The following is a 26,482-nucleotide window of genomic DNA, read 5'->3' as shown; positions in this document are numbered from 1 at the left end:
GGCGCGGCGTCTCGTCACGGACGGCACGGGTCAGTACGGCGTCTCGTCACGGACGGTACGGGCTCGGCGCAGCGTCTTGTCGCGGACGGTACGGGCTCGGCGCAGCGTCTCATCGCGGACGGGCACGGACTCGGCGCGGCGCCACATCGCAGGGGGTACGGGGCAGCGCAGCCCCTCGTCACGGACGGCGCGGGGCAGCGCAGCGTCTCATCGCGGACGGGCACGGACTCGGCGCGGCGCCACATCGCAGGGGGCACGGGGCAGCGCAGCCCCTCGTCACGGGCGGCGCGGGGCAGCGCAGCGCCTCGTCGCGGACCGTACGGGCTCAGCGCAGCGTCTCGTCGCAGGCGGCGCGCAACCGTCGTACGCCCTCCGTGATCTCCTCCGTGCCGGCGACCGCCGCGAAGCTCAGGCGGAGATGGGCGGCCGGGGGTTCGGCGCTGAAGTAGGGGCGGCCGGGGGTGACGGCCACGCCCGCCCGCAGGGCCGCGGCGGCCAGCGCGGACTCGTCGGTGCCGTCGGGCAGCCGCACCCACAGGTGGTATCCGCCGGACGGGATGTGCGGCAGGGCGAGTTCGGGCAGCCGTAGCCGCAGCGCGGCGGTCATGGTGTCCCGCCGGTTTCTCAACTCGGCGGAGACGGACCGCAGATGACGCGGCCAGGCCGGTGATCCGACGAGTTCGAGCGCGGCCTCCTGAAGCGGACGCGGTACGAAGAAGGTCTCGACGACCTGGATGGCGCGCAGCCGCTCCAGGACCGGTCCGCGCGCGGCCAGCACACCGACCCGGAAGCTCGGCGAGGTCGCCTTGGTCAGGGAACCGACGTGCACCACGACACCGTCGGAATCCTCGGCGGCCAGGGGCCTCGGCAGCGCTCCCGCGTCCTCGTGCACGAGCCGGCGTACGAAGTCGTCCTCGACGACGAACGCGCCGGCCTCGCGCGCGATCCGCAGCACCGCGCCCCGCCGCTCGGGGGCGAGCACGGCCCCGGTGGGGTTCTGGAACAGCGGCTGGCAGACGAAGACCCGGGCGCCGGAGGCTCGGAAGGCGTCGGCGAGGAGGTCCGGCTTCACCCCGTCGGCGTCCACCGGTACCGGTACGGGGCGCAGTCCGGCCGCGCGGGCGATGGCCAGCATGCCCGGGTAGGTGGGCGACTCGACGAGGACCGGTGCGCCGGGCGGGGCGAGCGCGCGCAGGGTGGTGGTGAGCGCCGACTGGCCGCCCGCCGTGACGAGCACCTCCGCGGCGGTGACCGCACCTCCGATCCCGCGCGCGAACCACTCGCGCAGCTCCGCGAGCCCCTCCACCGGCGGCCGGGACCAGGCGCCGGGGCGGCGGCCCGCCCGGGACAGGGCCGCGCCCATGGCCCGCTCGGGCTGGAGCGAGGGGTGCAGATAGCCCCCGTTGAACTCGACGACGCCCGCCGGCGGGGCGGCCAGCGTGGCCAGGACTCCGGAGGCGTCCACCGTGCGCGGGACGAGTTCGGCCGCGGCGTCCGCGCTCAGCGTGACCTCCTGCCAGGAGGTGTCCCCCGCCGGTGGGGCGGGGGTCCGGGGGCTTGCCCGGAAGGCGCCGGCCCCCGGTCTGGTGACCACCAGCCCCTCCGCGACGAGCTGCGCCAGCGCTCGCGACACGGTCACCGGGCTCACCCTGAACCGCTCCACGAGTGCCCGGCTCGACGGCAGCTTTCCACCAGGCGAGTAGCGGTCGACTTCCTGACGTAGTTTCTTCGCCAGTGCGGCCACGCTGCTACTCTGCTCCATGAGAGCACAGAGTAGCGCTATCCAGGGGTCGGAGATAGCGGTCACCACCCCCGAGGTGGACACCCGGGCGGACCGCCGCTCCGGCACCCTCCAGGCCGCCCTCGGCGTCACCGCCTTCTCCCTCACCTTCCCCGCCACCGCCTGGGGCCTGGAGGGCTTCGGTCCGTGGTCCCTGGTCGCCGTGCGCTGCGCCCTCGCCGCCGTCGTCGCGGGCGGCTGTCTGCTGGCGCTGCGCGTCCCCGTACCGGCGCGGGAGCACCGGGCGGGGCTCGCCGTGGTCGCCGCGGGTGTGGTGCTGGGCTTCCCGTTGCTGACGACGCTCGCGCTGCGGACGTCCAGCACCGCCCACGCGGCCGTGGTCGTCGGCCTGCTGCCGCTGACGACGGCGCTGTTCTCAGCGCTGCGCACCGGTGCGCGGCCCTCCCGGCTGTTCTGGGGTGCCGCTCTCGCGGGCGCGGCCGCCGTCATCGCGTTCACCGTGCAGCAGAGCGGCGGAGCGCTGACCAGGGCGGACACCTGTCTCTTCGGCGCGCTGCTGATCTGCGCCGCGGGCTACACCGAGGGCGGCAGGCTGGCCCGGACGATGCCGGGGTGGCAGGTGATCGGCTGGGCACTGGTCCTGTGTCTGCCGCTCGCGCTGCCGGGCGCGCTGGTGGCGCTGTCGTACGAGCCCGCGCAGCGGGGTGGCAGGTGATCGGCTGGGCACTGGTCCTGTGTCTGCCGCTCGCGCTGCCGGGCGCGCTGGTGGCGCTGTCGTACGAGCCCGCGCAGCTGTCGGCGCACAGTGTGACGGGGCTGCTGTGGGTGGCGGTCGGGTCGCAGTTCCTGGGGTTGGTCGTCTGGTACCGCGGCATGGCGGCGATCGGGATCCCGAAGGCCAGCCAGTTGCAGCTCGCGCAGCCGCTGCTCACACTGGTGTGGTCGGTACTGCTCCTCGGCGAGCGGCTCACACCGGCCGCGCCCCTGACGGCGGCGGCCGTGCTGGTCTGCATCGCCCTCACCCAGCGAGCGCGGGGCTGAGCAGCACGCGGGTGCCGGTTCGCCGGCACCACCAGCCGTGGGCTCACGGCCACGGTCCACCACTCCCGCAACTGGCGAGGGAGACCTCAGATGCGCGCAACCGAGGGCGACCAGCTCGTGCAGCACGGCAGGGTTGTCGGACAGCACGACAAGGTCGCGGAGATCACCCAGGTCATGGGCAAGGAGGGGACTCCCCCGTATCGCGTCCGTTTCACGGACGGGCACGAGGCCGTCTGCTCTCCCGGCCCCGACTCCGAGATCCGGCACAAGGACCCCATGCGGTAGTCCCGCTCACCGGGCCTGTCCGCGAAGTCCCGGCGTCCGGTGCCCTTCCCGCAGGCCCGGTGCCCCGTGCGTTGGTTCAGCGCACGGGGGTAGCCGGCTGCCCGTAGTGGTCGGCCACGACCCGCGTCATCGCGCCGAGGGGATCGGAACCGACCCCCCGGGCGGAGAAGAAGACGTGCCCGCGCACCTCCGCGTACTTCCGCGCGAAGGTGAGATGCCGGGAGAGTTCGGCCGGGTCCTGCCAGGCAGCCGGCTGCGCCGGGTCCCCGGCCTTGTAGAGCGCCTCGCCGACGTACAGCCGCACGCCGGTGCCCTGGGTGACGGCCGCCCACCAGGGCACGAGCTTCGCGTAGTCGGCGGCGGCGAAGCCGAGATTCCAGTAGACCTGCGGGCAGATGTAGTCGATCCAGTGTTCACGGACCCACTTCCTGGTGTCGGCGTACAGATCGTCGTACGTCTGCACACCGGCCCGGGTGTCCGAGCCGTGCGGGTCCCTCGCGGCGTTGCGCCACACTCCGAACGGGCTGATGCCGAAGCGCGTGCCGGGGCGGATCTGCCGGACGCGGTCGCCCATCTCCCGCACCAGTCTGTCGATGTTGTCGCGCCGCCAGGCGGCCCGGTCCGGGAAGCCCGCGCCGTACGCCGCGTAGGCGTCGCCGTCGTCGAAGGCCTGTCCGGCGACCGGGTACGGATAGAAGTAGTCGTCCCAGTGCACCGCGTCGACCGGGTACTTGCGCACCGCGTCGAGCATCGCGTCCTGCACGAACGTCCGCACGGCCGGCAGTCCGGGGTTGTAGTACATGTTCCCGCCGTACCGGACGACCCAGCTGGGGTGCTGGCGCGCCGGATGGTTCGCCGCCAGCCTGCCCGGGTCGGTGTGCGGGGCGATCCGGTACGGGTTGAACCAGGCGTGCAGTTCCAGACCCCGCGCGTGGGCCTCGGTGACCGCGGTGCCGAGCGGGTCCCAGCCGGGGTCCCGGCCCTGGACGCCGGTGAGGTACTGCGACCACGGCTCGTACGCCGAGGGCCACAGGGCGTCGGCCGCGGGGCGGACCTGGAACATCACGGCGTTGAGCCGGCGGCGGACCGCGGTGTCGAGGTGGCCGACGAGTTCGGCACGCTGCCGGTCCGGGGACAGCCCGGCCCGCGAGGGCCAGTCGCGGTTGAGGACGGTCGCCAGCCACATGCCGCGCAGCTCCGCGGGGGCGGCCCTCCTCCGGCCGGGCGGCCCGGGGGTGCCCGTCTCGACGGGCGCGGTCCCGGTTCCCGCCACCGAGTCGCCCGTGGTGGCCGACCCCGCAAACGCCGCCGCGGCCACCGTGAACGTCCGCCGTGACACCCGCCCCATCCGCGCACTCCTCTTACCCTGTGGACCCGCCCGGTCACGGATCGTTCCGTCGTCGCCCAGCATGCCCGCCCCGGGCGATCGATCATCGATACTTCGGAGTAACGTGCACGATCGGAGCAGGCACCGAACAACGGGGGACCTGCCAGGCCCGTAGATCAGCGAAGGGGACGATGTGACCGACATCGAACGCGTCGGAGTGGTGGGCTGCGGCCAGATGGGAGCGGGCATCGCCGAGGTGTGCGCCCGGGCGGGTCTTGACGTCAAGGTCGCCGAGACCACGGGCGAGGCCCTGGAGATCGGCCGTACCCGGCTGTTCAACTCCCTCTCCAAGGCGGCCGAGCGCGGGAAGATCTCCGCCGACGAGCTCGCGGCCACCCAGGACCGGCTGAGCTTCACCACCGACCTCGGCGAGTTCGCCGACCGCGATCTGGTGATCGAGGCCGTCGTCGAGAACGAGCAGGTGAAGACCGAGATCTTCCAGGTCCTCGACCAGGTGGTGACCCGGCAGGACGCGATCCTCGCTTCGAACACCTCCTCGATCCCGCTGGTCCGGCTCGCCGTCGCCACCTCGCGCCCCGACCAGGTCGTCGGGATCCACTTCTTCAACCCGGCGCCGGTGCAGCAGCTCGTCGAGCTGATCCCGGCACTGACCACCTCCGAGGGCACCCTCGGCCGGGCGCAGCTGTTCGCCGAGAAGGCCCTCGGCAAGCACGCGATCCGCGCCCAGGACCGCTCCGGCTTCGTGGTCAACGCGCTGCTGATCCCGTATCTGCTCTCCGCGATCCGGATGTTCGAGTCGGGTATCGCCAGCCGCGAGGACATCGACAACGGCATGGAGCTGGGCTGCGCCCACCCGATGGGCCCGCTCAAGCTCTCCGACCTGATCGGCCTGGACACCGTGGCCTCGGTCGCGTACTCGATGTACGAGGAGTACAAGGAGCCGCTGTACGCCGCTCCCCCGCTGCTCCAGCGCATGGTGGACGCGGGCCGACTGGGCCGGAAGTCGGGCTCGGGCTTCTACACCTACGCCTGACCTCCTCCGTCTCCCCCTCCCCGCTTTCCGACCACGTGGGGTCGACGCTCACGCGGGCCCGGCACCGGTCGCGGTGCCGGGCCCGCGCCCTTCACACGCCGTGTGCGCGCCGGGCCCGCATATGCCGCTCGCACACGCTCCCCACGTACCCACCAGGCGAGTTGACTTTCCGTGCACATGTAAGGGATGTGACGACTACGGAAAGGAGCGGACACGTGACCGCCGACCCGGAGCATCCCGTGGTCCATGGAGAACTCGCAGAGTTACGCCGCAGACTCGACGTGGCACAGGCCCGTGTCGAGGGAGGACTGACCCTGCTCAGTCACCGCGCCGAACAGACCGCCAAGGACGTGGACGACCTGAGCACACGCGTCGTCGCGATGGAACACACCCGCTGGCCCCTGCCCGCGGTCGCGGCCATCACGGCCGTCGGCGCACTCGCCGTGGCGGTCTGGCAGGCTCTGGGCCGCTAGGGGCTGTCGTTCGCATCAGGTGGCGCCGAGGCGCGGTGCCTTGCCGGCCGCGTCCCGCCGCATGATCCGGACGACAGGCCCCGCGGCCCCGGACGCCGGGGGATCGATCTAGGGCAAGGCGTCCTGCCCGAGCCTGAGGTGGTGCAGGAGGAGCAGCGCGGCAGCCATGTTGGCGGCCGGGACCTCGCCGCGGGCGACCATGTCGGGAACGAGTTTGAGGGGAACCCATTCCCGACGGTCGGACTCGAAGTCGTCCACGGGGTGTCCGATGTACGCGCCTTCGTCGGCCCAGAAGATGTGGTGCCGGGCGTCGGTGAGCCCGTTGGAGGGCTCGACGCTCATCAGATGGCGCAGGGGTCCCGGTCGCCAGCCGGTCTCCTCCTCCAGTTCGCGGGCCGCCGCGACGGCGATGTCCTCGCCGTCCTCGACGACGCCCGCCGCGAGTTCCCACCCCCAACTGTCGGTGATGAACCGGTGCCGCCACAGGAGCAGCACCTCGTTGGCGTCGTTCACCACGGTGGCCACGGCCACGGGCCGCAGCCGTATGAGGAAGTGATCGAGATGCCGACCGTCCGGCAGCTCGACATCTGCGAGATTGACGCTGAACCAGCGGTTTTCGTACACAGTTTGTTCGTTCAGTTTCGTCCACTGCACGGTTCTGCCACCTTCCGCCGAGTAGATGGCAATATCGCAGCAGGAGCGGCCTGACAGCAGGCGCACAGCGGCGCACGGTGGGGGGCGGACCCGGTGGTCTAGAGCGGTACGCGCAGTGCTCCGTCGATGAGTTCGGCTGCCTCGGCCGTGCCCGCACAGCCGCTGCGCACCAGGTGTTCGCGTACCGCGCGCAGTCTGTCCCGCAGCCGCTGGGACTCCATTCCGCGCGCCTGCTCGGCCATCTGCACGGCAGTGGCCACCGCCTTGTCGGCATTGCCCTGGCGCAGCTCGATCTGGCTCAGCATGGCGAGCCGGTGCACTCTGCCCCGGTCGTGCGCCGGGGTGTCCACGGCCGCGGCGGCGTGCGCGGCCGCGGCCACCAGGTCGCCGAGGCTGAGCAGCGCCTCCGCCACTTGTACGTTGACCAGTCCTGGCTGGACATAGCCGGTCTCGTCGGGTTCGTAACCGCGCCGGATCCGCTCGGCGGCCTGCTCGGCACGCCGGATGCAGGACAACGCGCTGCTGCCGTCGCCGAGGTGGGCGTACGCCTTGGCCTGCATCGCGTAGAGGTCGGAGGCGAGCGCGGGGGTGATGTGGCGTCCGGCGGCGCGCAGCGCGGCCTCCGCGAAGGCGACGGACTGCCGGTACTCCCGCATGAACAGCGACTGGTTGACCAGCAGCGCTATGACGTAGGCGCCGAGTCCCCGGTCCCCGCTGGCCTTGGCCAGCCGCAGCGCCTGGTGGAAGTAGCGCTGGGCGAGTCCGTGCGCGTCGGAGTCGTAGGCACAGATACCGGCGACGGCGACCAGGCCGCCGGTCGCACGGTGCAGTTGGCGGCCGGTGGCGTCGGTGTAGCTGCCGCGCAGCAGGGGCGCGGTCTCGGCGTTGAGGAAGCCGACGATCCGGGTGCGGGTCGCGACGCCGCCGGCCTTGCGGTACATCTGCTCGTAGTGCGCGCGGGCCGAGCGCAGCATCTCGATGTCGGCCATGCTCACGTGATGGCGCCCGCCCCGCGAGACGTCCACGTCCTCGGGCGGGTTCTCCCACTCCCACACGGGCATCACGGCGGGCGTACCGGTGACGGCCGGTGCGCCGAGGATGTGCGGGCGCTGCTGTTCGTCGGAGCGCCACAGGGCGGTGGCCCGCTCGACGAAGCCGGAGAGGGACGTGCCGTGCGGAGCGGACGGCTCGCCCGGCACGCCGAGTCCGATGTCGTCGAGCGTGACGGGCCGGTGCAGGCGCGCCGCGAGCACTTCACAGATCAGGTCGGGCACCTGGCCCCGCGGGCGCTGGCCCTTCAACCACCGTGCCACGGCCGTGTGTTCGTACCTGAGGGCGAGGCCGCGTGCCCTCCCCGCCTGGTTGACATGGGCCGCCAGTCCCGCGTGCGAGATGCCGGCCTCGTCGAGAATCGCGTCGAGGAGAGTGTTGGGCTGCATGAGGGCCCCCCGGGTGGCTCGGTGCCGTCGGTGCCGTGCCGTCGCTGCGGTCGGCGTCGTCAGGGTAGTGCGTCCCGCTTCACACGGGGTGTGAACGGAATGCCCGTATCCGTGCCGTGCGCGCGCTGTCGCGGAGCGTGCCGGGCCGGTTGACTGAAATGCCTCGCAAGAGGCCGGCCGGGCCGCCGGCTCCCCCTCGTACAGTGCGGCGGCCCGCTACCGCGCCGTCCGCCCAGCCGCCTGCCCGACACTCCGTGGCGGGGCGGACGGCTCCGCCGGCTGTGGGGCGCGCTGGTGACGGTCCGTCAACAGCGCGCGTCTCGCGGCTCGTCGCACGGTCCCGGCCGTTCGCAACACGCCCTAGCGGGGCACCTGATGAGCGACCGGGCGGTCCTGCTGCACGCGGGTGCGCGGGCGGTCGTTGCGCAGGACCAGGACGGCCACGTCGTCGGCGGGCCTGCCGCGCGTGTGACGCAGCAGCCCCTTGAGAACACCGTGCAGGACGAACTGGGGTGCGGCGGGCTGGATCCGGACGGTTTCGGCCAGCGCGCTCGCCAGCGGGAAGAACCGGCCGTGGCCGTCGCGTGCGTCCTCCACACCGTCGGTGTACAGGAACAGCGCCTCGCCCGGCAGCAGTTGACCACAGTGCACGAGGGGCAGCTCCGCCGGGAGCGGGAACGGCCCGAGCGGCGGCAGGGGTTCGGCGGCCGACAGCCGCTCGACGCGGCGGTGGTCGCCCGTCGGTACGGCGTGGCCGGGCAGCAGATACGGCCAGGGGTGACCGCAGTTCAGCGCGTAGACCTCGCCGTCCCGGCGGATCTCCAGCAGCAGCACGGTGACGAACTCCTCGGCGACCGGGCTCTCGGGGTCCGGGCCCGCCGCCGGATGCTCGGCCTTCGCCCGCTCGCGCAGATGCCGGGCCAGGGCACGCTCCAGGCGTCCGAGCACGCACCCGAGTGAGGGCTCGTCGTGCGCCGCCTCGCGGAAGCTGCCGAGGACGGCGGCGACGGTCCCGAGCGCGCCGAGGCCGTGCCCGCGGACGTCACCCATGACGACCCGTACCCCGTGCTCGGTGGCGATCACCTCGTAGAGGTCACCACCGATGTCCGCACCGCGGTCCGCGGAGAGCTGGGCCGCGGCGACGTTCAGCCCGTCGACGCGCGGGGGCGGCGGCCGCAGCAGCGCGCTCTGGGCGGCGCCCGCGACCTCACGGACCTGTCTGAGCTCGCGCAGGAGCGTCCACCTGACGTGGAGTATCAGTCCCGTTCCCACCACGAAGAAGACGGCGCTGGACACCATCCGGGGCCCCAGCGCGTCCTGCTGGCCCAGCGGACAGGTCATCCTGTACGTGATCGCGATCGCGCCCCAGACGGTGGGCAGCCCCAGACTCAGCGCCCGCCGCAGGGGCGGTCGGTCGGCCCGCCGGACGGACCGGTCGAGGTCACCGCGCAGGCCGACGCCCGTCCGGGCGGGCCCTCGCGCATGCGTCCGGAACCGTGCCCTGCCGGGGGCCCCTGCCTTGATACGGATCATGCCGATGGCCCCCTAATAGGCCCGACAGCGCAGACGGCCTCCGTGAGACCGGTCCGATTCTGTCGACCGCATGCCCCGATCGGGCCACGAGGCCCGAACTTCCCACCCGAACGAGTGAGGCACTGCCCTTCGCGTGCATTTATGCAGGTGACCGCCCTCGCGGGTGGCCCTGCGGGAGGCGAGGGCAGGGAGCGCACCCTGTCGGGTGCGGGTGGTTCGTGGCGGGGCGCGCCGTTCCCCGCGCCCCTGAGGGGCGCGTCCAGCACCCCGCGTGGATCAATGGGCGTAGATCGGGCTGCTTGCCCGGCTGGGCAACACGCCCCGAACGGGGCGCGGGGAACTGCGCGACCGGCCGCGAACCACCCGCAGCCGATCAAGGACCCGCAGTTCCCCGGCGCACCCCCGCGGAGTTACGCCCGCAACACCGCCCCGACCCGCTCGCCCGCGAGGGCCACCGCCGCGTCCCGGGCCGCCGACGCCTCGTCGACGGTCAGGGTGCGGTCGGCGGCGCGGAAGCGCATCGCGTAGGCGAGGGATTTCTTGTCCTCGCCCAGCTGCTCGCTCTCGTAGACGTCGAACAGCCGGATGGACTCCAGGAGGCCGCCGGCGCCTTCACGCAGCGCCGCCTCCACCTCCGCGTGCGGAACGCCTCGGTCGACGACCAGGGCGACGTCCTGCGTGGCGACCGGGAACCCGGAGATCCGCGGCGCCTGCAGGGCTCCGGCGCCCGCCTCCTCCAGCCGGTCGAGGTCGAGCTCCATGGCACAGGTGCGCCCGGGCAGGTTCAGCGCCTTCAGCACACGCGGGTGCAGCTCACCCGCGTGCCCGACGACCTGCTCCTCGCCGTCGAGCACGACGGCCAGCTCGGCGCAGCGGCCCGGGTGCCACGGCCCGTAACGGCCCGCGCGGACGACGAGCTCGGCGCCCGCCTCACGGGCGACGGTCCGTGCCGCCTCCACCGCGTCGGCCCAGTCGGCCGGACGGCCCTTGCCCCACCAGCCGGCCTGCTCGCGGGCGCCCGTGAGGACGACCGCGACGTGCCGGGGCTGAACGGGGAGGGTGGCGGTGAGCGCCGCGATCTCCTCGTCCGTGGGACGCCGGTCCACCGGGAGCCGGGACGCGATGCGCTGCTCCCCGCGGGGGTGGAAGACCAGTCCGGTCTCGAACAGCGCCAGGTCGTGCGAACCGCGGCCGTCGTTGCGGCGCAGCGCGCCGAGCAGGCCCGGCAGCAGCGTCGTACGGAGGGCGGGCTCCTCGTCGGACAGCGGGTTGACCAGCGTGACCACCCGGCGGTTCGGGTCGTCCGCGGCCAGACCGAGCTGGTCGAAGACGTCCTCGCTGAGGAACGGGTAGTTCAGGGTCTCGACGAGTCCGGTCCCGGCCAGCGCGCGCCCGACCCGTCGGTGCAGCCGCTGCCGCTCGGTCAGACCGCGGCCGGCGGGGGGCCGCGGCAGCGTGGAGGGCAGGTTCTCGTAGCCCTCCAGACGGATGACCTCTTCGGCCAGGTCGTTCGGCGCCATCAGGTCGGGTCGCCAGGACGGCACGGTGACGATCAGCTCGTCCTGCCCGTAGACGTCGCAGCCGACCTGCTGGAGACGGCGTACGACGGTCTCGCGGCCGTAGGCGACACCGGCCACCTTGTCCGGGTGGTTCGCCGGGGCGGTGATGGTGTGCGGCGCGGACGGCGTGATGACCTCGGTGACCCCGGCCTCGGCGCTGCCGCCCGCGAGGAGGACCAGCAGGTCGACGGTGCGCTGCGCGGCGGCGGAGGAGGCCTGCGGGTCGACGCCCCGCTCGAAGCGCTTGGACGCCTCGGAGGCCAGCTTGTGACGGCGTGCGGTGCGGGCGATGGAGACCGGGTCGAAGTGCGCGGCCTCGATCACGACGTCACTGGTGGCCCGCGTGGTGTCCTCGTGGTCGGCGATCTCCGTGTCGGCACCGCCCATGACGCCCGCCAGGCCGATGGGCCCGCGGTCGTCGGTGATCACCAGGTCCTCGGCGTCGAGGACCCGCTTGGTGCCGTCCAGCGTGGTGAGGCGCTCGCCCCGCTCCGCCCTGCGCACGCCGATCGTCCCCTGGATGAGGGAGCGGTCGTACGCGTGCAGGGGCTGGCCGAGTTCCAGCATCACGTAGTTCGTGACGTCGACGGCGAGCGAGACGGGACGCATCCCGGCCTTCTGCAGCCGGCGCCGCAGCCAGATCGGGGAGCGTGCCTCGGAGGACAGTCCGGTGACGGTGCGCGCGGTGAAGCGGTCGCAGCCGAGCGGCTCGGAGACCTGCACCGGATAGCCGAACGCGTTCGGGGCCGGTACGTCGAGCAGCGCCGGGTCGCGCAGCGGCAGCCCGTACGCGATGGCGGTCTCGCGGGCGACACCGCGCATCGACAGGCAGTCGCCGCGGTTGGCGGTGACGGCGATGTCCAGGACCTCGTCGACGAGTTCCAGGAGCTCGATGGCGTCGGTGCCGGCCTCGTGCTCGGGCGGCAGGACGATGATGCCGCCGCTGCCGTCGTCGCCCATGCCCAGCTCGTCGCCGGAGCAGATCATGCCGTGCGAGGTCCTGCCGTACGTCTTGCGTGCGGCGATCGCGAAGTCGCCGGGCAGGACGGCGCCCGGCAGGACCACGACGACCTTGTCGCCGACGGCGAAGTTGCGGGCGCCGCAGACGATCTCCTGGGGCTCACCGGTGCCGTTGGCGGTGCCGACGTCGACGGTGCAGAAGCGGATGGGCTTCTTGAAGCCCTCCAGCTCCTCGATGGTCAGCACCTCGCCGACGACGAGGGGGCCCTTGAGGCCCGCGCCGAGCTGCTCGACGGTCTCGACCTCGAGGCCGGACGAGATGAGCTTGGCCTGGACGTCGCGCCCGGTCTCCGTCGCCGGCAGGTCGACGTACTCCCGCAGCCAAGAAAGCGGGACCCGCATCAGATCTCCATCCCGAACGGCCGGGTGAACCGGACGTCACCCTCGACCATGTCTCGCATGTCTTCGACGTTGTGGCGGAACATCAGCATCCGTTCGATGCCGAACCCGAAGGCGAATCCGCTGTACTTCTCGGGGTCGACGCCCGCGGCGACCAGCACGCGGGGGTTGACCATGCCGCAGCCGCCGAGTTCGATCCAGCCCTCGGAGGAGCAGGTGCGGCAGGGCCGGTCGGGGTTGCCGACGGAGTCGCCGCGGCAGACGTAGCACACCATGTCCATCTCGGCGGACGGCTCGGTGAACGGGAAGAAGTTCGGGCGCAGCCGGGTCTTCATGTCGGAGCCGAAGAGCGACTGGACCATGTGGTCGAGGGTGCCCTTGAGGTCGGCCATGGTCAGGCCCTCGTCGATGGCGAGCAGCTCGACCTGGGTGAAGACGGGCGTGTGTGTGGCGTCCAGCTCGTCGGAGCGGTACACGCGGCCCGGGCAGATCACGTAGACCGGGGGCTCGCGGTCGAGCATCGAGCGGATCTGCACCGGCGAGGTGTGGGTGCGCAGCACGATGTTCGACTCCTCTTCGTGGCCCTTGGGGCCCTTCACGAAGAAGGTGTCCTGCATACCGCGCGCCGGGTGGTCCGGGCCGATGTTCAGGGCGTCGAAGTTGAACCACTCGGCCTCGACCTCGGGGCCCTCGGCGACCTCGTAGCCCATGGCCACGAAGACGTCCTCGATGCGCTCCGACAGCGTGGTCAGGGGGTGGCGCGCTCCGGCCGGTACCCGGTCGTACGGCAGCGTGACGTCCACCGCCTCCTCGACCAGTACCCGGGCGTCCCGCTCGGCCTCCAGCTCTGTCTGGCGGGCGGTGAGGGCCTTGTTCACGGCGCCGCGGGCCTGGCCGACGAGCTTGCCGGCGGCGGCCTTGGCGTGCGGGGGCAGGGCGCCGATCTCGCGGTTGGCGAGGGCCAGCGGTGAGGTGCCGCCGGTGTGGGCGACCTTGGCCTCCTGGAGCGCGTCGAGGTCACCGGCGGCGGCGAAGGCGGCGAGCGCCTCGTCCCGCATGCGCTCGATCTCTTCCGGTTTCAAGGCCTCGACCTCTACAGGGTCGTACGACTTATTCGGTGCCGACATCTCTTCCCGTGCTTCCGGTTGGCTGGCGGATGGTCCCCGTCCCGACTCGGGGGACGCGCATCGTCCCTGAAACATGAAACGGGGACGCAAAGGTGCCAAAGGCCGAGTCTAACGGGGGTGGGAGGCCGTGCCGGACTGCGCGTCCCGGCCGGAGCTCCCCTGCGCGTGCGCCCGTGGGGCCTCGTCGGCGTTACAGCAGATACGCCGGGGTGCTCACGGGCAACGTAAATCGGAACTCGGCGCCGCCGCCGGGGGCGCGGCCGACCGTGATCGTACCGCCGTGGGCTTCGACGATTCCCTTGACGATGTACAGCCCGAGGCCCGTGCCGCCGCGCTTGCTGCCCCGCCAGAAGCGGGTGAAGACGCGGTTCATCGATTCCTCCGGGATGCCGGTGCCCTCGTCGCTCACGGTCACCGAGGTGGCGGCGTGCGCGGCGCTCGCCGCGGTTGCGGTTGCGTCGTCCTCCCGCTCCCGCGGGGACGCCGAGGGCGTGATGTCGATGGTGACGGTTCCCTCGCCGTGGCGCACCGCATTTTCGAGCAGGTTGCTGAGCACCTGGTCGATCTTGTCCGGGTCGGCCCACAGCGGGGGCAGCGGCTGTTCGATGCGCAGCAGGAAGCGGTCGGCGGGCTGGCCGGAGGTGACGTAGGCCTGGATGTGGCGGCCGACGGCGGCCCCTATGTCGACGGGCTGGCGGCGCACTTCGAGCCGCCCCGAATCGATGCGGGAGATGTCGAGCAGCTCGGCGATGAGGCGGGTGACCCGGTCCGCGTCGGCGTCCACCGTCTCCAGCATCAGCTTCTTCTGGTCGTCGGTGAAGCGTTCCCACTTGGCGAGCAGCGTGGCGGTGAAGCCCTTGACGGAGGTGAGCGGGGAGCGCAGTTCGTGGGCGACCGTGGCGATCAGCTCGGCGTGGCTGCGCTCGGTGCGGCGGCGGGCCTCGGTGTCGCGCAGCGAGACGACGACGCGGCGGACGGGCCCGGTGGGGCGGCCGCGGACGTACCGCGCGGAGACCAGGACCTCGCGTCCGCCGGGCAGCAGCAGGTTGCGTTCGGGCTGGCCGACCCGGATCGCGAGCCCGCCGTAGGGGTCGGTCAGCTGCCACCACCGGCGGCCTTCGAGGTCCTCGAGCGGGAGGGCCGCTTCCAGCTGCCGTCCGAGGGCCTCGGACGCGGGGACCGCGGTGATGCGGGCGGCGGCGGCGTTGAAGGAGATCACCCGGCCGTGCTCGTCGGCGACGACGAGTCCGTCGGGCAGGTCGTCGGGATCGACACCGAGGCCGGCTCCGGGTTGCTCCTCGTCCCGGGGCGCGGGCGCGTCGCGCACGTCCCGTGCGCGCAGTGCGCCGTTCGCACCGCTCGTGCCGACACCCATCCCCGTATCCCACCTCTCGTCTGGCGGTGGGGGCACCTCCCTGCTCGAGCGAAGCCGAGAGCTTGGGGGAGGTCCCCCGAGCCCGTCACCCTACTAGCCGTCAGTGACGGAGCGGCACCCTCCGGAGGCACGCTGTGCACGGGCGGACGCGTAGAGACATACGGCGGCGGCGGTCGCCAGGTTCAGACTCTCGGCCTTTCCGTGGATCGGGACGCGCACGACGGCGTCGGCCAGCGCGCGCGTCTCCTCCGGGAGCCCCCAGGCCTCGTTCCCGAACACCCAGGCGGTGGGTCCGCCCATGGTGCCCCCGTCGAGCTCGTCGTCGAGGTCGTCCTGCCCGGCGCCGTCCGCGGCGAGGATCCGCACACCGGCGGCCTTCAGCCCCCGTACGGCGTCCTCGACGGGGATCCCGACGGCGACGGGCAGGTGGAACAGGGATCCCACGGAGGCCCGGACGGCCTTGGGGTTGTACAGGTCGACGGAGGCGTCGGTGAGGACGACGGCCTCGGCACCCGCCGCGTCCGCACACCGCAGCACGGTGCCGGCGTTCCCGGGGTCGCGGACGTGCGCGAGGACCGCGACGAGCCTGGGCCGTGCCGCGAGGATCTCCTCGAACGGGGTGTCGAGGAACCGGCAGACGCCGACGAGGCCCTGCGGGGTGACGGTCGTCGAGATGTCGGCGATCACCTCCTCGTCGGCGAGGTGTACACGGGCCCCGGCCTCACGGGCGTCCCCGACGATGGCGGCGTAGCGCTCGGCGGCTTCGGGGGTGGCGAACAGTTCGACGAGCGTGGGGGTCGCGTCGACACGGTGGGCCGCCGCCTCGCGCACCGCCTGCGGGCCCTCGGCGAGGAACAGCCGCTCCTTGCCCCGGAAGTTCCGCCGGGCCAGCCGCCGCGCGGCGGATACGCGGGGCGACCGCGGGGAGATCAGCTCGACGGGGGCGGCGGGCATGGGGTCACCTCAGGGGGTCTACGAAGGGTGGAACGACGGTCCGTGCTGCGGGTCCGCGGGCCGCCGGGGTGTACAAGCCGGCGGGCGGCACCTTTACGGGAGGGTGGGCGGGCGGCCGAGTGGCTCGGCGGCGGGACGACCGGCGACCCGACGTCCACGACGCCACGGAGCCACGGAGCCGCGGAGCCACGGAGCCACGGAGCCACGGAGCCACGGAGCAAAGTGCCACGCACCGAAGAACCGCGCACCGAGCGGCCGCCGGAGATCCGAGGGCACCCGGTGGGGCGGACGGCACGTCTCCCCCGCCGAACCCGCGGAGCCCGAACGCACAGGGACCCGCAAGCCGTGAGGCAAGCGGGTCCACAGATACGTCCGGCTCAGGCCAGTACGAGCGTCACGCGGCCTTCGGCGCGTTGACGTCCGCCGGCAGCGCCTTCTGCGCGACCTCGACGAGCGCGGCGAACGCGCCGGCGTCGTTCACGGCCAGCTCCGCCAGGATCTTGCGGTCGACCTCGATGTTCGCGGCCTTCAGACCCTGGATGAAGCGGTTGTAGGTGATGCCGTTGGCTCGGGCAGCGGCGTTGATGCGCTGGATCCACAGCTGACGGAAGTCGCCCTTGCGCTTCTTGCGGTCGTTGTAGTTGTAGACCAGGGAGTGGGTGACCTGCTCCTTGGCCTTGCGGTACAGGCGCGAACGCTGACCGCGGTAGCCGCTGGCGGCTTCGAGGATTGCCCGGCGCTTCTTGTGGGCGTTGACTGCCCGCTTGACGCGTGCCACTTGTTAACTCCTTGTAGCGGGGCCGCGGTGATGGTCACACGGCCCGAATTCGATTGGGTCCCGGTCCTGACGTACGGCGGCGAGGCGCCGGTACGTCACTTGCCGAGAAGCTTCTTGATCTTCTTGGCGTCGCCCGGGGCCATCTCGGCGTTGCCGGTCAGGCGCCGCGTCAGACGGGACGACTTGTGCTCGAGCAGGTGGCGCTTGCCGGCGCGCTCACGGAGCACCTTGCCGGAGCCGGTGATCTTGAAGCGCTTGCTGGCACCGCTGTGCGACTTGTTCTTCGGCATAGCGCCGTTCTCTCCTCGTCAGTGGCGTTCCGGTGCCCGGTCGCGAAACCGGGCACGGTGGAACGTCATGTGTGTATCGGTTGGCATCCCCCGACTCGTCTCCCGGGAGGTCCTGGACTCTCGTCCCGGGCTCCCCGGAGCCTTCGCCCTGGGATCAGGCCTCGGCGGAAGCCTCGGCCGGGGCCTCGGCGGTCTCGGCCTCGGTGATCTCACCCTCGGTGGTCTCGCCCTCGTTCTCGGCGATCTCACCGTCGGCGGCGTTCTGCGAGCGACCGGGGTTGGCCTTCGCTTCGGCCTTGCGAGCCGCCTGGGCCTCACGGGCCTCGGCCATCGCCTCGGTCTTCTTCTTGTGCGGACCGAGAACCATGATCATGTTTCGGCCGTCCTGCTTCGGGTTCGACTCGACGAACCCGAGGTCCTCGACGTCCGAAGCCAGACGCTGCAGCAGTCGGTAGCCGAGCTCCGGCCTGGACTGCTCGCGACCGCGGAACATGATCGTGATCTTGACCTTGTCGCCCTGCTTGAGGAACCGGACGACGTGACCCTTTTTGGTGTCGTAGTCGTGCGGGTCGATCTTCGGCCGGAGCTTCATTTCCTTGATGACCGTGTGCGCCTGGTTCTTGCGCGCCTCACGGGCCTTCATGGCCGACTCGTACTTGAACTTCCCGTAGTCCATGAGCTTGCAGACCGGCGGGCGTGCGCTCGCCGCCACCTCGACCAGGTCGAGGTCGTACTCCTGCGCAAGCTCCAGGGCCTTGGCAAGCGGAACAATCCCGACCTGCTCGCCGCTGGGACCGACAAGTCGCACTTCGGGAACGCGAATCCGGTCGTTGATGCGGGGCTCGGTGCTGATGGATCCTCCTCGGTAGCACCACACGGCGGTCTGGCGGACAGCCGCGTATGTCTCTGATGACAATGGACCAACCACCGCGGCACATGAAAAATGCCCCGGACGGGACACAGGCGGGGCTCCATGGACTACCGGAGCACCGCCGCGGTCAACCGCGGGGCGCACTTTCGGGCGACTCCACCGTCCGTACGGAACGGTGGTGGCCGCCTGACCGGGTGACCTGCCGTCCCGGAGGACAGTCAGGTGGGAGATCGGAGCCTCCACTTGTGGGCCGAACACATACATGTCCGGCCGGTCGTTACACAAGGTTAGCAGCTCGGGCCGATATCGGCTAACCGAGGCCAACTGGGGCGGGCGGGCGCCCGGGACCTATCGTGTGGGGCATGAGTGACACCCCTCCCCAGAACCCCGACTTCGACAGCATGACCCGCGACATCGCCGAGGTCCCCGCGGTCGAGGTCCTCGTGACGGTCGCCGTCAACCTGATGAGCGCCGCCGCCGTGAAGCTCGGTCTGACCGAGGAGGGCGACAAGTACAAGGACCTCGACGAGGCCCGCAAGCTGATCCACGCGCTGGCCGGACTGCTCGACGCGAGCGCCACCGAGATCAGCTCCTTCCACGCGTCCCCGCTGCGCGACGGCCTGAAGTCGCTCCAGCTGGCGTTCCGCGAGGCGTCCCTGGTCCCGGACGAGCCCGGCCAGGGCCCCGGCGAGAAGTACACGGGCCCCGTCTACGGCTAGTCCGTCCCCTCCCTCACCGCTCTCCGCCGACGCACGTCCTGCCGCCTTCCGCCGACGTACGTCCTTCCGCATACGCGTGTCGTTCTACGAACGTACGTACAGGGGCTCGCCCGGTGGCGTCGTCCCGGCCGGCAGCAGTGCCAGGTCGAGGCCACGCACCAGGCGGGCCCTCAGTGTCTCGTCGGCGGCCAGCCGCCCCGCGACCGCCTGGGCGGCCTCGGCCGGTGTCGCGGAGGCGTCCAGGACGAGGGCGAGGGTGCCGTCCGCCCGGCCGGGGCCGAGGTGGGCGCGCACGACGGCGGGCTCGGCGGCCACGGCGGCGCGCACCGCCTCGACCACGGCGGGATCGGCGAGCGGGTCCGCCGAGGTGCGCCCCTCGGCGAGGGCCAGCAGCGCGGAGCCGGTCAGCTCGTAGGGGACGGGGCCGGCCAGGTCGAGGACGAGCGTGTCGGCCTTCTCGTGCGCGGCGGCCCGCAGGGCCTGGTGCAGGGGTACGGCGACCGGGCGCGCCGCGGGGTCCCAGCGGGCCAGTGACCCGGTGGACGTGAAGGCGGGCAGGGCCGTACGGCCTCCGGCCTTCAGGGTCGGCACCGCCATGTCGCTGGTCTTCTCGTGACGCAGTCCGTTCTCGTCCTCCTCCACCTCGCCGAGGACGGCCACGACGGGCACCAGCAGCCGGGCGCCCTTGAGCGCCTCCAGGACCGGGCCCACGGCGGTGCGGTCCTCGGCCCAGGCCGCGAGCGCCGCGCTCAGCCGGGGATCGGCGGAGCCGTCGTCGTCGGGGAAGCCGGAGTCGGGAATGTTCTTGTTCGCCACGGTCCCCGACCCTATCGGGGGGATGCTGCTGCGCTTGTGCGGCCCCGGAAACCTGGTGGTGACAGCTCTCACCGGATTCTCAGCTCCCGCTGACATACCTTTCACGCACGCCTAACGCCGGACACAGCCGAGGCCCCGAGCATCGCGGAATGGCCTCTCACAGAGCTCGTCGGCGGCGCGCCCGTCCCTCCTCCGGACGAAGGACCGTCCTGTACGCGGTGGTGGCGTCCGCCGTGCTCGTCGGCGGTACGGCGGCCGGAACCGTGTACGTGAAGGCACAGGCGCACGACGGCGGTGGCCTCGTATCCTCCTCCTCGGCGGCGTCCGGCGCGTCGCCGACGGCATCGGAACCGACGAGCGGGGAGACCTCGGTGGAACCCGTCACGGAGCCCTCGGTGGACCGCACCGCGCTGCTCACCAAGGGGATGAGGGCCGTGACCGTGGCGCCCGGCGCCAAGGTGTCGGTCGCGGTGCTCGACCTGGACTCCGGTGAGAGCGCCGCGTACGGCGCGGGAAGCTTCGACACCGCGAGCATCGTCAAGGTCGACATCCTGGCGGCGCTGTTGCTCCAGGCGCAGGACGCGGACCGGCGTCTGACGGCTCAGGAGAAGACGTACGCCACCGCGATGATCACCGACAGTGACAACGCGTCCGCGTCCGCCCTGTGGGACGTCATCGGGCAGGCGCACGGTCTGGACGCGGCGAACGACCGCTTCGGCCTGCACGGCACCACGGGCGGGGACGGCGCGCTGTGGGGGCTGACCCGGACCACGGCCGCCGATCAACTGGCCCTGCTCAAGCAGGTGTTCGGGGACGACTCACAGCTCACCGAGGCTTCCCGGACGTATCTCCAGGGGCTCATGGGCGCGATCGCCGCCGACCAGCGGTGGGGGGTCTCGGCCGCGGCCGACGGCTCCGGGTGGGCCCTGAAGAACGGGTGGCTGCCGCGCAGCACGACGGGGCTGTGGGACGTCAACAGCATCGGGCGGATCACCGCCGACGGCCACGACTATCTGGTGGCGGCCCTGTCCGACGGCAACTCGACCAAGGCGAAGGGGATTTCGCTGGTGGAGGCGGCGGCGCGGGCGGCGGTCTCCGCGTTCTCCACCGCCTGACTCCGCGGAGCGGCGCTCACACCCTGGAGCGGTGCCTCGGCGGAGCGGTGCCTCAGCCCCGGCCCCTGGAGCGGCGCCTCAGTGCCTGGAGCGGTACCGCGGCCCCGCGGCCTCTCCACAGCAGCACCGCCGCGGCCAGCAGGACCACGCCCGCCCCGCCCGCGACCGGGCCCACCCAGCCGGAGGCCTCGTGGTCCTCCCGGGGTGCGTCGGGGCCCGCGCCGAAGTACTTCCGGCCGTAGGCCGCCGGGTGCGGGTCCTCCCCCTTGAGCCGCCCGGCCGCCCGGATGGCCGCCGCGGGGTCGATGAAGCCGAAGCCGCGGGAGTCGTCCCGGCCGCCGTCGGGAGCGTTGCGGGCGGTGTCCTCCAGGAGCTTCTTGATCTGCGCCGGGGACAGGCCCGGGTGGGCCGCCTTGATGAGCGCGACCGCGCCGGAGACGAAGGCGGAGGCGGCACTGGTGCCCCAGCCCTCGTAGTACCTGTCGTCCGGGTCGGCGATGACGACGTCGACACCGGGAGCGCTGACGGTGGCGTACCAGCGGCGGGTGGAGAACGAGGCGTGGGTGCCGTACCGGTCGACGGCCGCGGCGGCGATCACGCCCGGGTAGGCCGCCGGGTAGGAGATGTGGTCGCCCTTCTCGCCGCCGTTGCCCGCCGAGGCGACCACGACGGAGCCCTTCTTCAGGGCGTACTGGACGGCGGCGTCCTCGGCGGGCTCGGGGTGGGCGGACTTGGAGTCGTCCCCGAGGGAGAGGTTGATGACGTCGGCGCCGTGGTCGGCGGCCCAGCGGATGCCCTCGGCGAGGGCGTTGCCGCGGGTGCTGCGGGCTCTCGTACGGGAGGAGTCGCCGTCCTCGAGGATGACGCGGACGGGGAGGATCTTCGCCTCGGGGGCGATGCCGAGGACGCCGTCGCCCCGGCCCGCGCCGTGTCCGTGGCCCGCGATGATCCCCGCCATGGCGGTGCCGTGCCGGGCCCACGCGCGGTCACCGCGGTGCGCTCCGAAGCCGACCATGTCCTTGCCGGGGAGGACGTTGCCGGCCAGGTCCGGGTGCTGGTCGTCGACGCCCGTGTCGAGGACCGCGACGGTGATGCCGCTGCCCTTGGTCGTGCGCCAGGCCTGCTGGGTGTGCATGGCGTCGAGGGCCCACTGCTGGGCCCGGATGCCGTCGGCGTACGCGGTGGTGGACGGGAGCAGCGCGAGGGAGGCGGCCAGCAGGACACCGAGGAGCGCGGCCCGGCGGGTGGGGGTGCGGGTCATGACGGCTTCTCCGAGGCCGAGCCGACGGTCTTGCGCAGGCTTCGCTCGACGCGGTCGGCGAGGCCCTGTGCGTCGTTGCCCAGGCCGGCCTGGGCCGGGGCCGTCGTCGCGCCGGGCTTCACGGCGTCCGCGGCGGGCTGCGGGGCGGTGACGATGCGTCCGTCGGCGAAGCCGGAGACGGCGTAGACGACGACGGGGGCGTCGGTGAGGACCGACACCGTCCAGGACGCGCGCTGGGCGTCGCCGAACCCGGCGGCGACGGTGCCCTTGACGGCGTACGGACGGGGCAGCAGGTCGGTGCGCCGGTCGAGTCCCTGCTGCTGGTACCGGGTCTTCAGGGACGTCATGGTCGCCGCGTCCGCCTTGGTGAACAGCAGCCCCACGGTGGTGACCTGACTGTGTGTCACATCGGTGTAGGTGGCGCGCAGCAACCGCAGGCAGCCGGCCGGCGCCAGGGCCTGGCGCAGGAGCGGGTCGAAGGCGTTGGCGCAGCCGCTGTCGGGGGCGACGGCGATACGGGTCCAGGTGCGGTCGGCGCCGCCGGGTCCGGCGCCCTGGCCGTCGACGGTGGGCGGGAAGAGCTGGTCCACGGGCACGCTGTGCCACAGGCCGGCGGCCGCCGCGAACGAGCTGAGCGCGCCGTCCGCGCCCGCACTGTCCCCGGTGAGCCAACTCCCGGTCACTGCACCGCCGATGAGGCCGAGGCCCAGCACGAGGCAGGCCGCGGCCGCGACGAGCCGGGGCCGGGTGCGGGCCCGGGTGCGGACGGGGCGCAGGCGCGTGGTGGCCTGGTCGAGGGAGTCATAGCTGTCGAAGGTGTCGAAGCCGCCGAAGCCGTCGCTGGTCCCGGGCTCCGCGAACGACACGTAGGGGCGTCCGGTGCCCGGAGCCGGGGCCGCGGGGGTGGCCGGTTCGGTGGGCGTACGCCCCGGGGTGGGCCGCAGCCGCCCGGTCGTCTCCGTGATCCCGTCGTCGGGCACGCCGGACCGCGGCGCGGCGGGTGGCGCGTCGGGGAAACGGGCGGAGGCAGGGGGCGGCGGCGGGTTCGTGGGGGCGGTACGGCGGCCCGGGACACGCGGACGGACCGTCTCGCGGTTCGGGGCCGGGGCAGTCGGGGGTTCGGGGGTGGGGGTGACACTCGGAGCGGACGCGGACGCCGGAGCGGAAGCGGACGGGGTCCCCGGGGAGGGCCCGGTGGGCCCGGTACCCCCCGTGGGCCGGTCGGGGGCCGGGGAGCCCGGGAACCCGGCAGACCCCCGGAGCCCTGTGGACCCCGAAGTCTCCGAGGTTCCCGAAGTCTCCGAGGTCGCCGGGGCTACCGAGGCCGCCGAGGCCGCCGAAGAAGGTTCCTGGAAGAGCCGGAAGGGCCGTGCCGACGTACGGGATCCGCCGTCCGCGTGCGGGCCGGCGTCCATGTGGGCGCCGGACGCCCGCGTCCCACGGGAGCCGGACGCCTCGTCGACGGCGGAGCCACCCGGTGTCTGCCCCCGGAGGTCACCGCCGGGGCGCGGGACGCTCGCCGGGGGCGGTACCTCGGGGCTGGGCAGCGACCAGGGCTCCCCGCCCACGGGTTCCGCCGGACGGGGTCGCCAAGTGGCCCCCGTAGGAGGGTGGTCGGGGCGGGGCGGCACCGCGGGTCCTGTCCCGGGGGACGGCTCGGGCCACGGCGGGGTCGCCGGACGCTGCGGCATCGTCTCCCCGCCGGTGGCAGAGGTCCCGGACCCGTGCGGGGCCACCGGACGACCGGGCCCCTGCGCGCCGGCACGCGGAGGCGTCGCCGGCCGGGGCGGCACCGTGTCGGCCCGCGCCGGGTACCGCTCGGTACGGAACGGGGCGGCGTCCCGGGTCTGCGCGGCACGCTCGGCACGTCCCGGTCGCGCCGGCCGAAAGAACCCCGCGTCACCCGGCTCCGGCGACCGCTCCGGACGGGACGGCCCGGCGTCCCCGCTCTCGGGGTCGCGCTCGGAACGGTCCCGAGGCGTCCGTCGGAAGAATCCCGGGTCACTCGGTCCGGACGACCGCTCCGGGGCGGACGCCGGGGCGGTCGGCGGGCGGTGTGCCGCGGTGCCGTCGTCCGTGCGGGACCCCGCCTCTCGGTGAGGCGCCGTCCCTTCGTCCGTCGCTGTCCCTTCGGGAGATTCCATCCCTTCGGGGGTCCGGTCCCCCTCGGGGGATCGGCCCGTGGCGGGCGGCTGTTCCGGGCGGGGTGGGACGGCCGGGCGCGGCGGGAGGGAGGCGCGACGCGCTTCCGTGCTCATGCACCCCCCGTTTCCTCGTGCCCGGGCAACCGATCAGGACCGGAGTCCGCCGGGCCGTCCACCTGTACGTAAGGGACCACCCCGGCGACTCATCCGTCACGGGACACGCATACTCGCGCCGACGGACCGTCATCCCGGGCAGGCGCCGCCCGGACAAGGTCGCTCGCCCCTCGTCCGCGTCACTCTACGGGTTGACGTGGGCCTGGAGGGAACCAGTCCGAGACCCCGGGGCAGATGCCCGGAACGTCCCCCTACCCTGCGGTAATCGAGTCTGGCAGGCTTCGGTCATGACTGCCCGCGCCGCAGACCGGGCCCGCTACGACCGGGCCACCGCTCACCTCGACGCCCCTCTCGCGATCGTGGACCTGGAGGCCTTCGACGCGAACGCGGACGACCTCGTCCGCAGGGCCGGCGGAAAGCCGATCCGGGTCGCCAGCAAGTCCGTGCGCTGCCGCGCCCTGCTCGAACGCGTCCTGGCCCGGGACGGCTTCGCTGGAATCATGTCCTTCACCCTCGCCGAGTCGATCTGGCTGGCCCGCTCCGGTTTCGACGACGTCCTGCTCGCCTATCCGTCGGCGGACACCGCGGGATACGCGGAGCTGACCGGCGACCCGAAGCTCGCCGCCGCCGTCACCGTCATGGTCGACGACCCCGCCCAGCTCCGTCTCATCGACGAGGCCCGCCGGGGCGGCACCGAAGTCGTCCGGGTCTGCCTGGAGTTGGACACCTCGCTCAAGCTGCTCGGCGGGCGGGTCCGGGTCGGGGCGCTGCGCTCGCCGCTGCACTCGGCCGAGCAGGTCGCCGAGATGGCGCGGGCGGTCGTCGGCCGGCCCGGCTTCGAGCTGGTGGGGATCATGGCGTACGAGGGCCACATCGCGGGCGTCGGCGACGCCGTCGCGGGGCGGCCCTTCCGCTCGCGCGCCGTCCGACTCATGCAGGCCACCGCCCGCAAGGAGCTCGCGGGGCGGCGCGCCGAGGTCGTCCGGGCGGTCCGGGCGGTGGCGCCGGGCCTGGAGTTCGTCAACGGCGGGGGCACCGGCAGTGTGCAGCAGACGGCCGCCGAGGACGCGGTGACCGAGATCGCCGCGGGCTCCGGGCTCTACGTTCCTCGGCTGTTCGACAACTACACGTCCTTCAGCGGACGTCCCGCCGCGCTCTTCGCGCAGCCCGTCGTGCGCCGGCCCGGTGTCGGGGTCGTCACGGTGCTGGGCGGCGGCTATCCGGCCTCGGGGGCGGCCGGCCCCGACCGGCTCCCGGTGCCTTGTCTTCCGGAGGGGCTGCGGTACGACCCCCAGGAGGGGCCGGGCGAGGTGCAGACCCCGCTGCTCGGCTCCCCCGCGGACGACCTGCTCATCGGTGACAAGGTGTGGTTCCGGCACGCCAAGGCCGGGGAGCTGTGCGAGCGGTTCGAGGCGCTGCACCTGGTGGAGGGCGACGAGGTGACGGCGACCGTACCGACGTACCGCGGAGAGGGCCGGACCTTCCTCTGAGGCGCGGGCCGCTACCGGGAGGGGCCGATGCTGCTGCCCACTCCCCCGCCGGTGCCCGCGTCGCCCGTCGGCCGGATCCCTGCGGTGATCCGGTCCATGTCGGCGAGCGGCGGTCCGTCGGCGCCGGCGTCGAAGGCGAAGCGGACGATGACGGGCGACTCCGAGCCCACACTGGAGGCGAACGCCAGCGACTCGACGTATCCGCCCGGTCCCACCCCGGTCCGGACCCGCCAGCGCACCAGGTATCCGGCGCGGCCCGCGACGGCGACCGAACCCGCCTTCAGCAGCCGGTGGGACGTGATGCCCCGATAGGGGCGGCTGCCGAGGACGTCACGGTCGTAGGCGGTGTTCGCGGCGTCGTCGATGTCCTGCTCGGCGAGGGCTTTCGGGGAGCGTTCGGAGGTGGCCGTGACGGTGCGCGAGACGACCCTGCCGTGGCGGCACAGGCCCGGGTCGCCGGGGCAGTCGTACGTTCCCGGGGTGGTCATCACGAGGTCGTCCTCGGCGACGTTGCCGGGTGCGACCCATCCCTTGGGCAGCGGCAGGGTGATGCCGTTGAGCTCGTCCACGACGACGGACGCGCCGCCGGAGTGCGGTGCGGCGGACGAGGCGCCGGTCGAGGGGAGCGCCACCGAAGGTGCGGAGGGGGTGGCGGGCAGTGTGGTCCGTACCGCCGCGGCGCCGCCTCCGCCGTCGTCGCGGCCGAGGACGAAGACGCCCGTGACGATCGAGGTGACGAGCACGGCTCCGGCGGCGACGAGCGCCACGGCCCTGGCGCGGCCGGGGCCCGGGCCGGCTGGTTCCGGTGGGGCGAGGGGCACCGGGACGGACCCGGGCTGCCGCCGGTGATCGGTCCACGCGGTGCCGTCCCACCAGCGCTCGACGAGCGGGTACGACGGGTCGCGGTACCAACCGGGCGGAGGCGTCATGCTCATCCCGGCACTCTAGGACGCGCCCCGAACG

At 73.0% G+C, this 26,482-nt stretch carries 22 protein-coding genes and 1 pseudogene; 7 read left to right on the top strand and 16 right to left on the bottom strand.

Annotation, left to right across the window (positions count from 1 at the left end):
* Window positions 1-325: 325 nt before the first annotated feature.
* Entirely contained in the window at window positions 326-1,762 is a 1,437-nt protein-coding gene (locus tag OG199_RS33140; RefSeq protein ID WP_405832559.1) for a PLP-dependent aminotransferase family protein, read from the bottom strand.
* Between OG199_RS33140 and OG199_RS33135 the strand changes: the two are divergent.
* Both OG199_RS33135 and OG199_RS33130 read left to right on the top strand, forming a co-directional pair.
* Window positions 1,761-2,782, top strand: a pseudogene (locus tag OG199_RS33135) (DMT family transporter). The gene OG199_RS33140 and the pseudogene OG199_RS33135 overlap by 2 nt on opposite strands.
* A gap of 90 nt (window positions 2,783-2,872) precedes the next feature.
* Entirely contained in the window at window positions 2,873-3,067 is a 195-nt protein-coding gene (locus tag OG199_RS33130) for a DUF1918 domain-containing protein (RefSeq protein ID WP_401802755.1), read from the top strand.
* Window positions 3,068-3,143: 76 nt separating this feature from the next.
* On the opposite strand, the gene OG199_RS33125 is transcribed toward OG199_RS33130, so the two are convergent.
* The gene (locus OG199_RS33125; protein WP_356797197.1) at window positions 3,144-4,415 is read right to left on the bottom strand and encodes a family 10 glycosylhydrolase; all 1,272 of its coding nucleotides are present in this window, start codon (window positions 4,413-4,415) and stop codon (window positions 3,144-3,146) included.
* A 172-nt stretch (window positions 4,416-4,587) separates the two neighbouring features.
* Between OG199_RS33125 and OG199_RS33120 the strand changes: the two genes are divergently transcribed.
* Together OG199_RS33120 and OG199_RS33115 are read left to right on the top strand one after the other, a co-directional pair.
* Window positions 4,588-5,448: a 3-hydroxybutyryl-CoA dehydrogenase gene (locus tag OG199_RS33120; protein ID WP_266697827.1), complete on the top strand. Its 861-nt coding sequence runs from the start codon at window positions 4,588-4,590 to the stop codon at window positions 5,446-5,448.
* A 215-nt stretch (window positions 5,449-5,663) separates the two neighbouring features.
* Window positions 5,664-5,921 (top strand): hypothetical protein, encoded by a 258-nt coding sequence (locus tag OG199_RS33115; protein WP_356797195.1) that lies wholly within the window; start codon window positions 5,664-5,666, stop codon window positions 5,919-5,921.
* A gap of 108 nt (window positions 5,922-6,029) precedes the next feature.
* Here the strand turns inward: OG199_RS33115 and OG199_RS33110 are convergent, their stop codons facing one another.
* From OG199_RS33110 to infC, 10 genes are all read right to left on the bottom strand, one after another.
* Window positions 6,030-6,575 carry an NUDIX hydrolase gene (locus OG199_RS33110; RefSeq protein ID WP_356797193.1) on the bottom strand — a complete coding sequence of 182 codons (546 nt, stop codon included), beginning with the start codon at window positions 6,573-6,575 and terminating at the stop codon, window positions 6,030-6,032.
* A gap of 98 nt (window positions 6,576-6,673) precedes the next feature.
* The gene (locus OG199_RS33105; protein ID WP_356280909.1) at window positions 6,674-8,014 is read right to left on the bottom strand and encodes a transcriptional regulator; all 1,341 of its coding nucleotides are present in this window, start codon (window positions 8,012-8,014) and stop codon (window positions 6,674-6,676) included.
* Window positions 8,015-8,374: 360 nt separating this feature from the next.
* On the bottom strand, window positions 8,375-9,547 hold the full coding sequence (locus OG199_RS33100) for a PP2C family protein-serine/threonine phosphatase (RefSeq protein ID WP_405832556.1): 1,173 nt from the start codon (window positions 9,545-9,547) through the stop codon (window positions 8,375-8,377).
* A gap of 410 nt (window positions 9,548-9,957) precedes the next feature.
* Window positions 9,958-12,468, bottom strand: coding sequence for a phenylalanine--tRNA ligase subunit beta (pheT, locus tag OG199_RS33095; RefSeq protein ID WP_356797191.1), 2,511 nt, complete (start codon window positions 12,466-12,468; stop codon window positions 9,958-9,960).
* On the bottom strand, window positions 12,468-13,592 hold the full coding sequence (gene pheS, locus OG199_RS33090) for a phenylalanine--tRNA ligase subunit alpha (RefSeq protein WP_356797189.1): 1,125 nt from the start codon (window positions 13,590-13,592) through the stop codon (window positions 12,468-12,470). The genes pheT and pheS overlap by 1 nt, the downstream gene beginning before the upstream one ends.
* 190 nt (window positions 13,593-13,782) lie before the next feature.
* Window positions 13,783-14,967, bottom strand: coding sequence for an ATP-binding protein (locus tag OG199_RS33085; protein WP_405832554.1), 1,185 nt, complete (start codon window positions 14,965-14,967; stop codon window positions 13,783-13,785).
* A 93-nt stretch (window positions 14,968-15,060) separates the two neighbouring features.
* The gene (locus tag OG199_RS33080; protein ID WP_405832552.1) at window positions 15,061-15,921 is read right to left on the bottom strand and encodes a TrmH family RNA methyltransferase; all 861 of its coding nucleotides are present in this window, start codon (window positions 15,919-15,921) and stop codon (window positions 15,061-15,063) included.
* A 394-nt stretch (window positions 15,922-16,315) separates the two neighbouring features.
* Window positions 16,316-16,699 carry a 50S ribosomal protein L20 gene (rplT, locus tag OG199_RS33075; protein WP_148007733.1) on the bottom strand — a complete coding sequence of 128 codons (384 nt, stop codon included), beginning with the start codon at window positions 16,697-16,699 and terminating at the stop codon, window positions 16,316-16,318.
* A gap of 95 nt (window positions 16,700-16,794) precedes the next feature.
* Window positions 16,795-16,989, bottom strand: a complete 195-nt coding sequence (gene rpmI, locus OG199_RS33070) for a 50S ribosomal protein L35 (protein WP_003947156.1) — start codon at window positions 16,987-16,989, stop codon at window positions 16,795-16,797.
* 154 nt (window positions 16,990-17,143) lie between these two features.
* Window positions 17,144-17,866: a translation initiation factor IF-3 gene (gene infC, locus OG199_RS33065; RefSeq protein WP_356797208.1), complete on the bottom strand. Its 723-nt coding sequence runs from the start codon at window positions 17,864-17,866 to the stop codon at window positions 17,144-17,146.
* 356 nt (window positions 17,867-18,222) lie between these two features.
* Between infC and OG199_RS33060 the strand changes: the two genes are divergently transcribed.
* A complete protein-coding gene (locus OG199_RS33060) occupies window positions 18,223-18,579 on the top strand; it encodes a DUF1844 domain-containing protein (RefSeq protein ID WP_168527253.1) in 357 nt (118 codons plus the stop codon).
* Between the two features lie 84 nt (window positions 18,580-18,663).
* On the opposite strand, the gene OG199_RS33055 is transcribed toward OG199_RS33060, so the two are convergent.
* Window positions 18,664-19,395: an SseB family protein gene (locus OG199_RS33055; protein WP_356797184.1), complete on the bottom strand. Its 732-nt coding sequence runs from the start codon at window positions 19,393-19,395 to the stop codon at window positions 18,664-18,666.
* Between the two features lie 149 nt (window positions 19,396-19,544).
* Here OG199_RS33055 and OG199_RS33050 point away from each other — a divergent pair, with 149 nt between their 5' ends.
* Entirely contained in the window at window positions 19,545-20,510 is a 966-nt protein-coding gene (locus tag OG199_RS33050) for a serine hydrolase (RefSeq protein WP_405832549.1), read from the top strand.
* A 52-nt stretch (window positions 20,511-20,562) separates the two neighbouring features.
* On the opposite strand, the gene mycP is transcribed toward OG199_RS33050, so the two are convergent.
* Together mycP and OG199_RS33040 are read right to left on the bottom strand one after the other, a co-directional pair.
* Window positions 20,563-21,771: a type VII secretion-associated serine protease mycosin gene (gene mycP, locus OG199_RS33045; protein WP_401802769.1), complete on the bottom strand. Its 1,209-nt coding sequence runs from the start codon at window positions 21,769-21,771 to the stop codon at window positions 20,563-20,565.
* Window positions 21,768-22,751, bottom strand: coding sequence for a hypothetical protein (locus OG199_RS33040; protein ID WP_405832547.1), 984 nt, complete (start codon window positions 22,749-22,751; stop codon window positions 21,768-21,770). The genes mycP and OG199_RS33040 overlap by 4 nt, the downstream gene beginning before the upstream one ends.
* Window positions 22,752-24,316: 1,565 nt before the next feature.
* Here OG199_RS33040 and OG199_RS33035 point away from each other — a divergent pair.
* The gene (locus OG199_RS33035; protein ID WP_401802774.1) at window positions 24,317-25,519 is read left to right on the top strand and encodes an amino acid deaminase/aldolase; all 1,203 of its coding nucleotides are present in this window, start codon (window positions 24,317-24,319) and stop codon (window positions 25,517-25,519) included.
* An 11-nt stretch (window positions 25,520-25,530) separates the two neighbouring features.
* Here the strand turns inward: OG199_RS33035 and OG199_RS33030 are convergent, their stop codons facing one another.
* Window positions 25,531-26,454 (bottom strand): DUF2510 domain-containing protein, encoded by a 924-nt coding sequence (locus tag OG199_RS33030; protein WP_405832546.1) that lies wholly within the window; start codon window positions 26,452-26,454, stop codon window positions 25,531-25,533.
* Window positions 26,455-26,482: the final 28 nt, after the last annotated feature.

The organism is Streptomyces sp. NBC_01176, assembly GCF_045039825.1.
In the GTDB taxonomy this organism is placed as follows: Bacteria; Actinomycetota; Actinomycetes; order Streptomycetales; family Streptomycetaceae; genus Streptomyces.
This window is presented reverse-complemented; position numbering and strand designations above follow the sequence as displayed.

Excerpts from the sequence above, each read along its gene's own strand:
- OG199_RS33140 (WP_405832559.1), bottom strand. The coding sequence starts at position 1,762 with ATGGAGCAGAGTAGCAGCGTGGCCGCACTGGCGAAGAAACTACGTCAG.
- OG199_RS33130 (WP_401802755.1), top strand. The coding sequence starts at position 2,873 with ATGCGCGCAACCGAGGGCGACCAGCTCGTGCAGCACGGCAGGGTTGTC.
- OG199_RS33125 (WP_356797197.1), bottom strand. The coding sequence starts at position 4,415 with ATGGGGCGGGTGTCACGGCGGACGTTCACGGTGGCCGCGGCGGCGTTT.
- OG199_RS33105 (WP_356280909.1), bottom strand. The coding sequence starts at position 8,014 with ATGCAGCCCAACACTCTCCTCGACGCGATTCTCGACGAGGCCGGCATC.
- OG199_RS33100 (WP_405832556.1), bottom strand. The coding sequence starts at position 9,547 with ATGATCCGTATCAAGGCAGGGGCCCCCGGCAGGGCACGGTTCCGGACG.
- pheT (WP_356797191.1), bottom strand. The coding sequence starts at position 12,468 with ATGCGGGTCCCGCTTTCTTGGCTGCGGGAGTACGTCGACCTGCCGGCG.
- pheS (WP_356797189.1), bottom strand. The coding sequence starts at position 13,592 with ATGTCGGCACCGAATAAGTCGTACGACCCTGTAGAGGTCGAGGCCTTG.
- OG199_RS33085 (WP_405832554.1), bottom strand. The coding sequence starts at position 14,967 with ATGGGTGTCGGCACGAGCGGTGCGAACGGCGCACTGCGCGCACGGGAC.
- OG199_RS33080 (WP_405832552.1), bottom strand. The coding sequence starts at position 15,921 with ATGCCCGCCGCCCCCGTCGAGCTGATCTCCCCGCGGTCGCCCCGCGTA.
- rpmI (WP_003947156.1), bottom strand. The coding sequence starts at position 16,989 with ATGCCGAAGAACAAGTCGCACAGCGGTGCCAGCAAGCGCTTCAAGATC.
- OG199_RS33060 (WP_168527253.1), top strand. The coding sequence starts at position 18,223 with ATGAGTGACACCCCTCCCCAGAACCCCGACTTCGACAGCATGACCCGC.
- OG199_RS33050 (WP_405832549.1), top strand. The coding sequence starts at position 19,545 with ATGGCCTCTCACAGAGCTCGTCGGCGGCGCGCCCGTCCCTCCTCCGGA.
- mycP (WP_401802769.1), bottom strand. The coding sequence starts at position 21,771 with ATGACCCGCACCCCCACCCGCCGGGCCGCGCTCCTCGGTGTCCTGCTG.
- OG199_RS33035 (WP_401802774.1), top strand. The coding sequence starts at position 24,317 with ATGACTGCCCGCGCCGCAGACCGGGCCCGCTACGACCGGGCCACCGCT.
- OG199_RS33030 (WP_405832546.1), bottom strand. The coding sequence starts at position 26,454 with ATGAGCATGACGCCTCCGCCCGGTTGGTACCGCGACCCGTCGTACCCG.